General features: G+C 38.3%; 8 protein-coding genes and 2 rRNA genes. 8 read left to right on the top strand and 2 right to left on the bottom strand.

Annotation, left to right across the window (positions count from 1 at the left end; all coding sequences use genetic code 11):
* Window positions 1–31: 31 nt before the first annotated feature.
* The 8 genes from ilvB to ilvA all read left to right on the top strand — a co-directional run bounded on the left by ilvB (window position 32) and on the right by ilvA (window position 9,020).
* The gene (gene ilvB / locus EL082_RS04040) at window positions 32–1,807 is read left to right on the top strand and encodes a biosynthetic-type acetolactate synthase large subunit (RefSeq protein WP_103286365.1); all 1,776 of its coding nucleotides are present in this window, start codon (window positions 32–34) and stop codon (window positions 1,805–1,807) included.
* A complete protein-coding gene (locus EL082_RS04035; RefSeq protein WP_002452024.1) occupies window positions 1,807–2,049 on the top strand; it encodes an ACT domain-containing protein in 243 nt (80 codons plus the stop codon). The genes ilvB and EL082_RS04035 overlap by 1 nt, the downstream gene beginning before the upstream one ends.
* Before the next feature lie 132 nt (window positions 2,050–2,181).
* Window positions 2,182–3,186 carry a ketol-acid reductoisomerase gene (ilvC, locus tag EL082_RS04030; RefSeq protein ID WP_049416218.1) on the top strand — a complete coding sequence of 335 codons (1,005 nt, stop codon included), beginning with the start codon at window positions 2,182–2,184 and terminating at the stop codon, window positions 3,184–3,186.
* Window positions 3,187–3,207: 21 nt separating this feature from the next.
* Window positions 3,208–4,743 carry a 2-isopropylmalate synthase gene (locus tag EL082_RS04025; RefSeq protein WP_002466264.1) on the top strand — a complete coding sequence of 512 codons (1,536 nt, stop codon included), beginning with the start codon at window positions 3,208–3,210 and terminating at the stop codon, window positions 4,741–4,743.
* Window positions 4,740–5,783, top strand: a complete 1,044-nt coding sequence (gene leuB, locus EL082_RS04020; RefSeq protein ID WP_049416216.1) for a 3-isopropylmalate dehydrogenase — start codon at window positions 4,740–4,742, stop codon at window positions 5,781–5,783. Before EL082_RS04025 ends, leuB begins: the two co-directional genes overlap by 4 nt.
* Before the next feature lie 15 nt (window positions 5,784–5,798).
* Window positions 5,799–7,169, top strand: coding sequence for a 3-isopropylmalate dehydratase large subunit (gene leuC, locus EL082_RS04015; protein ID WP_015364836.1), 1,371 nt, complete (start codon window positions 5,799–5,801; stop codon window positions 7,167–7,169).
* Window positions 7,170–7,739 (top strand): 3-isopropylmalate dehydratase small subunit, encoded by a 570-nt coding sequence (gene leuD, locus EL082_RS04010; RefSeq protein WP_002466253.1) that lies wholly within the window; start codon window positions 7,170–7,172, stop codon window positions 7,737–7,739.
* Window positions 7,740–7,751: 12 nt separating this feature from the next.
* On the top strand, window positions 7,752–9,020 hold the full coding sequence (gene ilvA, locus EL082_RS04005; RefSeq protein WP_002466255.1) for a threonine ammonia-lyase IlvA: 1,269 nt from the start codon (window positions 7,752–7,754) through the stop codon (window positions 9,018–9,020).
* A 501-nt stretch (window positions 9,021–9,521) separates the two neighbouring features.
* Here ilvA and rrf read toward each other — a convergent pair.
* A 5S ribosomal RNA gene (gene rrf, locus EL082_RS04000) occupies window positions 9,522–9,636 on the bottom strand.
* 70 nt (window positions 9,637–9,706) lie between these two features.
* Window positions 9,707–12,628, bottom strand: a 23S ribosomal RNA gene (locus EL082_RS03995).
* Window positions 12,629–12,785 lie beyond the last annotated feature (157 nt).

Below are 12,785 nucleotides of genomic sequence, written 5' to 3'. Positions count from 1 at the left end.
GGAGTTGATTTTAATGACTAAACTTAGTGATATGTCAGAACATAATACGGAAACATCGAACCAACCTGTAGATACCATGAAAGTTGCTGAATCTAGCAAACCTGAATATATGAAGACTCAGACTATCAATGAGATGCGTCCTGGTTCTGAGTTATTAGTTGAAGCACTTCAAAATGAAGATGTCGATTTTATCTTTGGTTATCCAGGTGGTGCTGTATTATCTTTATATGACACATTTTATGACGGTAAAATAAAACATATTTTAGCCAGACATGAACAAGGTGCAACGCACGCTGCTGAAGGATATGCGCGAATTTCTGGTAAAACTGGTGTGGTAGTTGTAACAAGTGGTCCTGGAGCTACGAATGCTATTACGGGTATCACTGATGCTCATAGTGATTCATTACCATTAGTAGTCTTTACAGGACAAGTCGCAACACCAGGTATTGGTAAAGATGCTTTCCAAGAAGCAGATTTATTATCAATGACCGCTCCTATTACTAAACAAAATTATCAAGTAAAAAAAGTGGAAGATATTCCTAGAATCGTTCACGAAGCATTTCACGTAGCCAATTCTGGTAGAAAAGGTCCAGTAGTCGTAGATTTCCCTAAGGATATGGGCGTATTATCTACCAATGTAGGACTTTCTGATGATATCGATTTACCAGGTTATCAAGTTAATACTGTAGCCAAATCAAGTGATATTAACACGTTAGTCAAATATTTAAATGATTCTAAAAAGCCTTTAATTTTAGCAGGTGCTGGTGTCAATCATTCAAAATCAAATGAATTACTCACTCAATTTGTTACTCAACATCAAATCCCAACTGTCACAACACTTTTAGGGCTCGGTGCTATTCCTTACGAACATCCCCTATTTTTAGGTATGGGAGGTATGCACGGTTCATACGCAAGTAATATGGCATTAACCGAGTGTGACTTATTAATTAACTTAGGTAGTCGATTTGATGATCGCCTTGCCAGTAAACCAGATGCTTTTGCGCCTAATGCTAAAGTGGTTCATGTAGATATAGATCCTTCAGAAATCAACAAAATCATAGCCACTGATTTAGGTATTGTGGCAGATTGTAAAAATGTGCTAGAACAACTTGACACAGCTCAAGTTAATGTTCCATCGCATGATGAATGGTTACAATACTGTCAATCAAATAAAGCAAATCACCCATTTAAATATGAAAAAGAAGACAAAGACATCTTTTGTAAACCTCAAGAGGCAATAGAATATATTGGTAAAATCACAAATGGTGATGCCATTGTCACAACAGATGTGGGTCAACACCAAATGTGGGCAGCTCAATTCTATCCATTCAAAACTCACAGTCAATGGGTAACTAGTGGCGGTCTAGGTACTATGGGATTCGGTATTCCATCTGCCATTGGTGCACAACTCGCTTCACCAGATAAAACAGTCGTTTGTTTCGTCGGAGATGGTGGATTCCAAATGACAAATCAAGAAATGGCACTTTTACCAGAATATGGTTTAAATATTAAAATCGTCCTTATCAACAACGGTACATTAGGTATGGTTAAACAGTGGCAAGATAAGTTCTTTAAGCAACGATTTTCACATTCAGTATTTAATGATCAACCTGATTTCATTAAAATGTCAGAAGCTTATGGTGTTAAAGGATTCTTAATTGATCAACCCGAGCAACTTAAATCTAAACTTGATGAAGCATTTAAGTATGAAGGACCAGCACTTATTGAAGTCCGTATCTCTCCTATTGAACCAGTTAATCCAATGATTCCAAGTGGTAAAGCTAATAATGAGATGGAGGGGTATTAATGAAACGACATTTAAAATTTGAAGTAATGAACCAAGTAAGCACCTTAAATAGAATTACTAGTGCATTCGTCAGATTGCAATATAATATTGAAGAATTACATGTCAAAAAACGTGACGATAATCCTAATATTTCTGATATGGAACTTATTGTTAATATTGAGGATGAAGACGTATTAAATATTTTATTAAATAAATTACAACAACAAATAAATGTTTTAAACGTAGAACAATACTCTGCTTAATATAAATGGAAAAACATCGATGCGCTAGTGTTCTAAAAAAGCATAATAACCGAACAGCTATCATCTAATGTTTATTACTCACATCAATTTTCGGAATATTGCTAATTTTTAATTATTTTGGAGGAATGTATTATGACAACAGTTTATTATGATGAATCAGTAAAAACAGACGCTTTAGAAGGTAAAAAAATTGCAGTGATTGGTTATGGTTCACAAGGCCATGCTCATGCACAAAACTTAAAAGATAACGGATATGATGTTGTTATCGGTATCCGTCCAGGCCGTTCTTTTGATAAAGCTAAAGAAAATGGTTTCGATGTATATCCTGTAGCAGAAGCAACGAAACAAGCTGACGTTATCATGGTTTTAATTCCAGATGAAATCCAAGGTGACGTATATAAAAAAGAAATTGAATCTAATCTAGAAGCTGGTAATGCCCTTGCATTTGCTCACGGTTTTAATATTCACTTTGGTGTTATTCAACCCCCTGCAGATGTTGATGTCTTCTTAGTTGCACCAAAAGGACCAGGCCACTTAGTTAGACGTACATTTGAAGAAGGTAGTGCTGTACCATCATTATTTGGTGTTCAACAAGATGCTACAGGTCATGCAAGAGATATTGCACTAAGTTACGCAAAAGGTATCGGATCTACAAGAGCTGGTGTAATTGAAACAACATTTAAAGAAGAAACAGAAACAGATTTATTTGGTGAACAAGCTGTGCTATGTGGTGGTATCCACAAATTAATTCAAAGTGGATTTGAAACATTAGTAGAAGCTGGTTACCAACCAGAATTAGCCTATTTTGAAGTATTACATGAAATGAAATTAATCGTTGATTTAATGTATGAAGGCGGAATGGATAATGTACGTTATTCAATTTCTAATACTGCAGAGTATGGTGATTATGTATCTGGTCGTCGTATCATCACACCAGATGTCAAAGACAATATGAAAGCTGTTTTAACAGATATTCAAAACGGTAAATTTGCTAATAGTTTTGTTGAAGATAATAAAAACGGATTTAAAGAATTTTATAAAATGCGTGAAGAACAAGCCGGTCATCCAATTGAAAAAGTGGGACGTAAATTACGTGATATGATGCCATTTATTAAATCAAAAAGCATTGAAAAGTAATGGATTAAGGAGTTGATTAAAATGAGTAGCCATATTCAAATATTTGATACCACTCTTAGAGATGGTGAACAAACACCTGGAGTGAATTTCACATTCGATGAACGTTTAAAAATAGCACTACAACTTGAAAAATGGGGTGTAGATGTTATCGAAGCTGGCTTTCCTGCTTCTAGTACAGGTAGTTTCAAATCAGTGGAAGCTATTTCTAAAGCCTTAACAACAACTGCTGTTTGTGGTTTAGCTAGATGTATCAAGTCTGATATTGATGCAGTCTATGAAGCAACAAAACATGCTGCTAAACCTCTAGTACATGTCTTTATTGCGACATCCCCTATTCATCTAGAGCATAAATTGAAAATGTCTCAAGAAGAAGTTTTAGATTCTATAAAAGAACATGTCACTTATGCTAAGCAATTATTTGATATCGTTCAATTCTCACCTGAAGACGCAACACGAACAGATATGGATTTTTTAATACAAAGTGTACAAACAGCTGTTGATGCTGGTGCAACCATTATTAATATTCCTGACACTGTAGGTTTTAGTTACCCAAATGAATATGGACAAATTTTTAAAACTTTAACTGAATCCGTTCAATCTGATAATGAAATTATTTATAGTTCACATTGTCACGATGACTTAGGTATGGCGGTGTCTAATAGTCTAGCTGCTATTGAAGGTGGCGCGAGACGTGTAGAAGGTACTGTAAATGGTATTGGCGAGCGTGCTGGTAACGCAGCACTAGAAGAAGTCGCTTTAGCACTATATATTCGTAAAGATCATTATGGAATAGAGTCACAAATTGAGTTAAAAGAAACTAAGAAAACTTCTGACTTAATTTCTCGTTATGCAGGTATTCGTGTACCAAGAAATAAAGCTATCGTAGGACAAAATGCATTCAGTCATGAATCTGGTATACATCAAGATGGTATTCTTAAACATCGTGAAACATATGAAATTATGACGCCTCAATTAGTTGGTGTTAGTACTACAGAATTACCTTTAGGAAAACTTTCAGGTAAGCACGCCTTTGCTGAAAAATTAAAAGCATTAGGCTATGACATTAATCCAGACGATCAAATTAATTTATTTAAACAATTTAAATCTATTGCTGATAAGAAAAAATCGGTTTCTGACCGCGATATTCATGCTTTAATTCAGGGCTCAGAACATGAACAAAGTGCGATTTATCAACTAGAAGCATTACAACTTCAATTCGTTTCTAATGGACTTCAAAGTGCAGTTGTTGTAATTAAAGATAAAGATGGCAGCATTTATCAAGACTCAAGTATTGGTACAGGTTCTATTGTCGCAATTTATAATGCAGTTGATCGTATCTTTAAACGTGAAACAGAATTAATCGATTATCGCATTGATTCCGTTACAGAAGGAGCAGATGCTCAAGCAGAAGTACATGTTAATCTTGTAATCAACAATAAAGAAGTCAATGGTATAGGTATTGATCACGATATTTTAAAAGCTTCATGTAAAGCTTATATTGAGGCACATGCAAAATACGATGCAGACGCTAAAGAGAAAGAAGGTATCCAATCATGACCTATAATATCGTTGCTTTACCTGGAGATGGCATAGGCCCAGAAATACTAAATGGGAGTTTAGAAGTTCTAGAAAAAATTAGTCAAAAATATCATTTTGAGTATCAAGTAGATACACATCATTTTGGAGGAGCTGCCATAGATGTCTATGGCACACCTCTTACAGATGAAACTTTAAAGGCTTGTCAAAATGCTGATGCGATATTATTAGGTGCTATCGGAGGTCCTAAATGGACTAATCCTAACGTACGTCCAGAACAAGGATTATTAAAATTAAGAAAGTCACTTAATTTATATGCTAATATTCGCCCTACTATTGTGACTGATGGCACGAGCCATCTTTCACCTCTCAAACAAGATAGAGTTGAAGGTACTGATTTAGTTATTGTTAGAGAATTAACAGGTGGTTTATATTTTGGAGAACCACGTGAATTAACTGATCATCATGCACTAGATTCTTTAACTTACACACGTACTGAAATTGAACAAATTGTTAGAGTCGCATTTGAAATAGCGCAGCAACGACATAAGAAGTTAACGTCAGTCGATAAAGAAAATGTACTTGCTTCAAGTAAACTTTGGAGAAAAACGGTAGAGGAAGTAAAACATGATTATCCAGATGTAGAAGTAGAATATTTACTCGTAGATGCCTGCAGTATGCATTTGATTACACGTCCAACACAATTTGACGTCATTGTCACTGAAAATTTATTTGGAGACATCTTAAGCGATGAAGCTTCGGTCATTCCAGGTTCTTTAGGATTATCTCCATCAGCTAGTTTTGGTAAAGATGGAACAAGATTATATGAACCTATTCATGGCTCTGCACCTGATATTGCTGGTCAAGATAAAGCCAATCCTTTTGGAATGATATTATCTTTAGCAATGTGTTTACGTGAAAGTTTCAATGAAATTGAGACAGCTAAAGAATTAGAGAACAATGTATATCAACTCATTAGAGATGGAAAATGCACAGCCGATTTAGGCGGTACGTATACTACATCACAAATTATTAAATTTTTAAAAGAATTTTATACTTAAGGGAGGCGTCATCTTATGGGACAAACACTATTTGACAAAGTATGGGATAAACATGTCTTGCATGGAAATGTAGGTGACCCTCAATTATTATATATTGATTTACATTTGATACATGAAGTAACATCACCACAAGCGTTTGAAGGATTGAGAATTCAAAATAGACGCTTACGACGTCCCGATTTAACTTTTGCTACATTAGATCATAATGTCCCAACAGTAGATATTTTTAATATCAAAGATGAAATTGCAAATAAGCAAATTACCACGCTACAAAAAAATGCAAAAGACTTCGGTGTACACATATTTGATATGGGATCAGATGAACAAGGAATCGTGCATATGGTTGGACCTGAAACTGGACTAACACAACCAGGAAAGACTATTGTATGTGGTGATTCTCATACTGCTACACATGGCGCTTTTGGTGCCATAGCTTTTGGTATCGGAACGAGTGAGGTAGAACATGTATTTGCTACACAAACGCTTTGGCAAACTAAACCTAAAAATTTGAAGATTGATATCAATGGAAAATTACCTAAGGGTGTATACGCTAAAGATATTATTCTTTACCTTATTAATCAATACGGTGTAGATTTTGGTACTGGTTATGCTTTAGAGTTCACTGGTGAAACAATCAAAAGCCTTTCAATGGAAGCTAGAATGACAATATGTAATATGGCTATTGAGGCAGGTGCAAAATATGGAATCATGCAACCAGATGAAACTACATTTGAATATGTAAAAGGTAGACCTTATGCTGACAATTTCGAACGCTCAATATCTGAATGGAAACAACTTTATTCTGATAAAGATGCTATTTTTGACAAAGTCATTGAAATGGATGTTTCAGAATTGGAACCTCAAGTAACTTGGGGCACTAATCCTGAAATGGGCGTTAATTTTAATACCCCATTCCCTGAAATTAAAGATTCTAATGACGAACGAGCTTATCAATACATGGGACTTGAACCAGGACAAAAAGCTGAAGATATTGAATTAGGTTATGTATTTTTAGGTTCATGTACTAACGCTAGAATTACTGACTTGATCGAAGCTAGTCATATTGTAAAAGGCAATCATGTGCATCCTAATATTACTGCTATTGTTGTTCCAGGATCACGAACAGTAAAAAAAGAAGCAGAATCAATGGGACTTGATAAAGTATTCAAAGAAGCTGGATTTGAATGGCGTGAACCAGGTTGTTCAATGTGTTTAGGTATGAATCCGGACCAAGTACCTGAAGGCGTACATTGTGCATCAACAAGTAACCGCAATTTTGAGGGTAGACAAGGTAAGGGAGCAAGAACTCATCTCGTCTCCCCTGCTATGGCCGCTGCAGCAGCAATTAATGGACGATTTGTTGATGTTAGAAAGGTGGTCGTTTAGATGGATATCAAACCAATTACAACTTATCAAGGTAAAATTGTACCTCTCTTTTACGATAATATTGATACAGATCAAATTATTCCAAAAGTTCATTTAAAACGGATTTCAAAAACTGGTTTTGGTCCATTTGCTTTTGATGAATGGCGTTATTTACCAGATGGAAGCGATAATCCAGACTTCAATCCAAACAAACCTGAATATCAAGGTGCTAGTATTTTAATCACTGGAGATAATTTTGGCTGTGGTTCAAGTAGAGAACATGCTGCTTGGGCATTAAAAGACTATGGTTTTAGTATTATCATTGCTGGAAGTTATAGTGATATCTTTTATATGAATTGTACTAAGAATGCCATGCTCCCTATCGTTTTAGATAAACCTTCACGTGAACATCTAGCATCATTCAAAGAGATCACAATAGATTTACCTAATCAAACTGTATCATCAACAGAACAAACCTTCCACTTTGATATCGATGAAACCTGGAAGAATAAGCTAATCAATGGTCTTGATGATATTGATATTACTTTACAATATGAAGATTTAATTGAAAAATATGAAAAAGTACATTAAGGTGGGAAAATTATGACAGTAAAAACAACAGTTTCAACCAAAGATATCGACGAAGCTTATTTACGTCTTAAAGATATAGTTAAAGAAACGCCTTTACAATTAGATCACTATTTATCTCAAAAGTATGATTGTAAGGTATATTTAAAAAGAGAGGACTTGCAATGGGTACGCTCTTTTAAATTGCGTGGTGCGTATAATGCTATTTCAGTCCTATCTGATGACATTCAAAGTAAAGGGATTACATGTGCTAGTGCTGGAAACCATGCTCAAGGCGTGGCCTACACAGCAAAAAAACTTAATCTAAAAGCTGTCATTTTTATGCCAGTCACAACACCATTACAAAAAATTAACCAAGTTCAATTCTTTGGAAATGGTAATGTTGAAATTAAATTAACTGGTGACACATTTGACCATTGTTTAGCAGAAGCGCTTGAATATACTAAACAAAATAATATGACTTTTATTGATCCATTTAATAATGTTTATACTATTGCAGGTCAAGGTACATTAGCTAAAGAAATGATTACACAATCTCGCGAGGAAAATATCAATTTTGATTATTTATTTGCAGCTATTGGCGGTGGTGGTTTAATTTCAGGTATCAGTACTTATTTTCATGACTATTCTCCACAAACTAAAATCATTGGTGTAGAACCTGCTGGAGCTAGTAGTATGTATGAATCTGTAGTAGTTAATAACAAAATTGTAACATTAGAAAACATTGATAAATTTGTAGACGGTGCATCAGTTGCTAGAGTTGGTGATATTACATTTGAAATTGCTAAATCTTTCGTACATGACTATGTGCAAGTGGATGAAGGTGCAGTTTGTTCAACAATCCTAGATATGTATTCTAAACAAGCAATTATTGCAGAACCTGCTGGAGCGCTAAGTGTAGCAGCATTAGAAGACTATCGAGAATTAATCAAAGGCAAAACAGTAGTTTGCATCGTAAGTGGTGGGAATAATGATATTAACCGTATGAAAGAAATTGAAGAACGTTCATTATTATACGAAGAAATGAAACATTATTTCATTCTTAATTTCCCTCAAAGACCTGGTGCACTTAGAGAATTCGTTAATGATGTACTAGGACCACAAGATGATATCACTAAATTTGAATATTTAAAGAAATCATCTCAAAATACTGGTACTGTAATTATCGGTATTCAACTTAAAGATCATACAGACTTACAACAATTAAAAGAAAATGTAAATCAGTTTGATTCTTCAAACATTTACATTAATGAAAATAAAATGCTATATTCATTATTAATTTAAACTAGACGAAGCTATGTAAACTTGCATGGCTTCGTTTTAGTTTCTACTTTCAACTATTAGATAGACTAAGCTCGTTACGCTCATTCTTCAATTCATCGTCTAAACGCATTTGCTCTGCGTTGACTTTCTTATTTTAAACATAAAAAAAGAGACCTTGCGGTCTCAATGTGGCTCATCGCATCCTATTATTTGCCTGGCATGGGCTATTGATCTTAATAGCTCATGCTATTAAGTAAGTAAAACATGTGATTTTCAATCACTGTTTTGCTTTAGAACGTTAGTCTGCTACCTTCGGCGCTAAGGACCTTTTTCAACTTGAGAGAAATACGCTTATACTTCTTCATTTTCATCTCTCACTTACTCACTTAGCTCGACTAAGCTCGTTGCACTCATTCTTCAATTCATCGTCTAAACGCATTTACTCTGCGTTGACTTTCTTATTTTAAACATAAAAAAAAGAGATCTTGCGGTCTCAATGCGGCTCATCGCATCCTATTATTTGCCTGGCAACGTCCTACTCTAGCGGAACGTTAGTCCGACTACCATCGGCGCTAAGGAGCTTAACTTCTGTGTTCGGCATGGGAACAGGTGTGACCTCCTTGCCATTGTCACCAGACAAATGGAATGTATTATACATTCAAAACTAGATAGTAAGTAAAATGATTTTGCTTCGCAAAACATAAATTTTGATTAAGTCTTCGATCGATTAGTATTCGTCAGCTCCACGTGTCACCACGCTTCCACCTCGAACCTATTAACCTCATCATCTTTGAGGGATCTTATAACCGAAGTTGGGAAATCTCATCTTGAGGGGGGCTTCATGCTTAGATGCTTTCAGCACTTATCCCGTCCATACATAGCTACCCAGCTATGCCGTTGGCACGACAACTGGTACACCAGAGGTATGTCCATCCCGGTCCTCTCGTACTAAGGACAGCTCCTCTCAAATTTCCTACGCCCACGACGGATAGGGACCGAACTGTCTCACGACGTTCTGAACCCAGCTCGCGTACCGCTTTAATGGGCGAACAGCCCAACCCTTGGGACCGACTACAGCCCCAGGATGCGATGAGCCGACATCGAGGTGCCAAACCTCCCCGTCGATGTGAACTCTTGGGGGAGATAAGCCTGTTATCCCCGGGGTAGCTTTTATCCGTTGAGCGATGGCCCTTCCATGCGGAACCACCGGATCACTAAGTCCGTCTTTCGACCCTGCTCGACTTGTAAGTCTCGCAGTCAAGCTCCCTTATGCCTTTACACTCTATGAATGATTTCCAACCATTCTGAGGGAACCTTTGAGCGCCTCCGTTACCTTTTAGGAGGCGACCGCCCCAGTCAAACTGCCCACCTGACACTGTCTCCCACCACGATAAGTGGTGCGGGTTAGAAAGCCAACACAGCTAGGGTAGTATCCCACCAATGCCTCCACGTAAGCTAGCGCTCACGTTTCAAAGGCTCCTACCTATCCTGTACAAGCTGTGCCGAATTTCAATATCAGGCTACAGTAAAGCTCCACGGGGTCTTTCCGTCCTGTCGCGGGTAACCTGCATCTTCACAGGTACTATGATTTCACCGAGTCTCTCGTTGAGACAGTGCCCAAATCGTTACACCTTTCGTGCGGGTCGGAACTTACCCGACAAGGAATTTCGCTACCTTAGGACCGTTATAGTTACGGCCGCCGTTTACTGGGGCTTCGATTCGTAGCTTCGCAGAAGCTAACTACTCCTCTTAACCTTCCAGCACCGGGCAGGCGTCAGCCCCTATACATCACCTTACGGTTTAGCAGAGACCTGTGTTTTTGATAAACAGTCGCTTGGGCCTATTCACTGCGGCTCTTCTGGGCGTTAACCCTAAAGAGCACCCCTTCTCCCGAAGTTACGGGGTCATTTTGCCGAGTTCCTTAACGAGAGTTCGCTCGCTCACCTTAGAATTCTCATCTTGACTACCTGTGTCGGTTTGCGGTACGGGCACCTGTTATCTATCTAGAGGCTTTTCTTGGCAGTGTGAAATCAACGACTCGAGGAAATAATTTCCTCTCCCCATCACAGCTTGACCTTATGAGTGCCGGATTTGCCTAACACTCAGTCTTACTGCTTGGACGTGCAATCCAATAGCACGCTTCGCCTATCCTACTGCGTCCCCCCATCGATTAAAACGATACTAGGTGGTACAGGAATATCAACCTGTTATCCATCGCCTACGCCTGTCGGCCTCAGCTTAGGACCCGACTAACCCAGAGCGGACGAGCCTTCCTCTGGAAACCTTAGTCAATCGGTGGACGGGATTCTCACCCGTCTTTCGCTACTCACACCGGCATTCTCACTTCTAAGCGCTCCACATGTCCTTGCGATCATGCTTCGACGCCCTTAGAACGCTCTCCTACCATTGTCCTACGGACAATCCACAGCTTCGGTAATATGTTTAGCCCCGGTACATTTTCGGCGCAGTGTCACTCGACTAGTGAGCTATTACGCACTCTTTAAATGATGGCTGCTTCTAAGCCAACATCCTAGTTGTCTGGGCAACGCCACATCCTTTTCCACTTAACATATATTTTGGGACCTTAGCTGGTGGTCTGGGCTGTTTCCCTTTCGAACACGGACCTTATCACCCATGTTCTGACTCCCAAGTTAAATTGATTGGCATTCGGAGTTTGTCTGAATTCGGTAACCCGAGAAGGGCCCCTCGTCCAAACAGTGCTCTACCTCCAATAATCATCACTTGAGGCTAGCCCTAAAGCTATTTCGGAGAGAACCAGCTATCTCCAAGTTCGATTGGAATTTCTCCGCTACCCTCAGTTCATCCGCTCACTTTTCAACGTAAGTCGGTTCGGTCCTCCATTCAGTGTTACCTGAACTTCAACCTGACCAAGGGTAGATCACCTGGTTTCGGGTCTACGACCAAATACTAAACGCCCTATTCAGACTCGCTTTCGCTACGGCTCCACATTAGCTGCTTAACCTTGCATCAAATCGTAACTCGCCGGTTCATTCTACAAAAGGCACGCCATCACCCATTAACGGGCTCTGACTACTTGTAAGCACACGGTTTCAAGTTCTTTTTCACTCCCCTTCCGGGGTACTTTTCACCTTTCCCTCACGGTACTGGTTCACTATCGGTCACTAGAGAGTATTTAGCCTTAGGAGATGGTCCTCCCAGATTCCGACGGAATTTCACGTGCTCCGTCGTACTCAGGATCCACTCAAGAGAGTATATATTTTCGACTACAGGATTATTACCTTCTTTGATTCAACTTTCCAGATGATTCGTCTAATATATACTTTTGTAACTCCGTATAGAGTGTCCTACAACCCCAACAAGCAAGCTTGTTGGTTTGGGCTCTTCCCGTTTCGCTCGCCGCTACTCAGGGAATCGATTTTTCTTTCTCTTCCTCCGGGTACTAAGATGTTTCAGTTCTCCGGGTCTGCCTTCTGATATGCTATGTATTCACATATCGATAACATGACATAACTCATGCTGGGTTTCCCCATTCGGAAATCTCTGGATCAACGCTTACTTACAGCTCCCCAAAGCATATCGTCGTTAGTAACGTCCTTCATCGGCTTCTAGTGCCAAGGCATCCACCGTGCGCCCTTAATAACTTAATCTATGTTTCCATCCTACAGAAAACGCGTTATTAATCTTGTGAGTGTTCTTTCGAACACTAGCGATTATTTCTTATGAATTCAAGCTTTAAAACTCTAATTCACTCGGTTTTGCTTGGTAAAATCTATTTTACTTACTTATCTAGTTTTCAATGTACAA

Source organism: Staphylococcus warneri (assembly GCF_900636385.1).
GTDB lineage: Bacteria > Bacillota > Bacilli > Staphylococcales > Staphylococcaceae > Staphylococcus > Staphylococcus warneri.
The sequence above is the reverse complement of the archived record's forward strand: the minus strand, read 5'-3'. Positions and strand labels throughout refer to the sequence as shown.

Excerpts from the sequence above, each read along its gene's own strand:
- leuC (WP_015364836.1), top strand. The coding sequence starts at position 5,799 with ATGGGACAAACACTATTTGACAAAGTATGGGATAAACATGTCTTGCAT.
- ilvA (WP_002466255.1), top strand. The coding sequence starts at position 7,752 with ATGACAGTAAAAACAACAGTTTCAACCAAAGATATCGACGAAGCTTAT.
- leuD (WP_002466253.1), top strand. The coding sequence starts at position 7,170 with ATGGATATCAAACCAATTACAACTTATCAAGGTAAAATTGTACCTCTC.
- ilvC (WP_049416218.1), top strand. The coding sequence starts at position 2,182 with ATGACAACAGTTTATTATGATGAATCAGTAAAAACAGACGCTTTAGAA.
- EL082_RS04025 (WP_002466264.1), top strand. The coding sequence starts at position 3,208 with ATGAGTAGCCATATTCAAATATTTGATACCACTCTTAGAGATGGTGAA.
- ilvB (WP_103286365.1), top strand. The coding sequence starts at position 32 with ATGTCAGAACATAATACGGAAACATCGAACCAACCTGTAGATACCATG.
- leuB (WP_049416216.1), top strand. The coding sequence starts at position 4,740 with ATGACCTATAATATCGTTGCTTTACCTGGAGATGGCATAGGCCCAGAA.
- EL082_RS04035 (WP_002452024.1), top strand. The coding sequence starts at position 1,807 with ATGAAACGACATTTAAAATTTGAAGTAATGAACCAAGTAAGCACCTTA.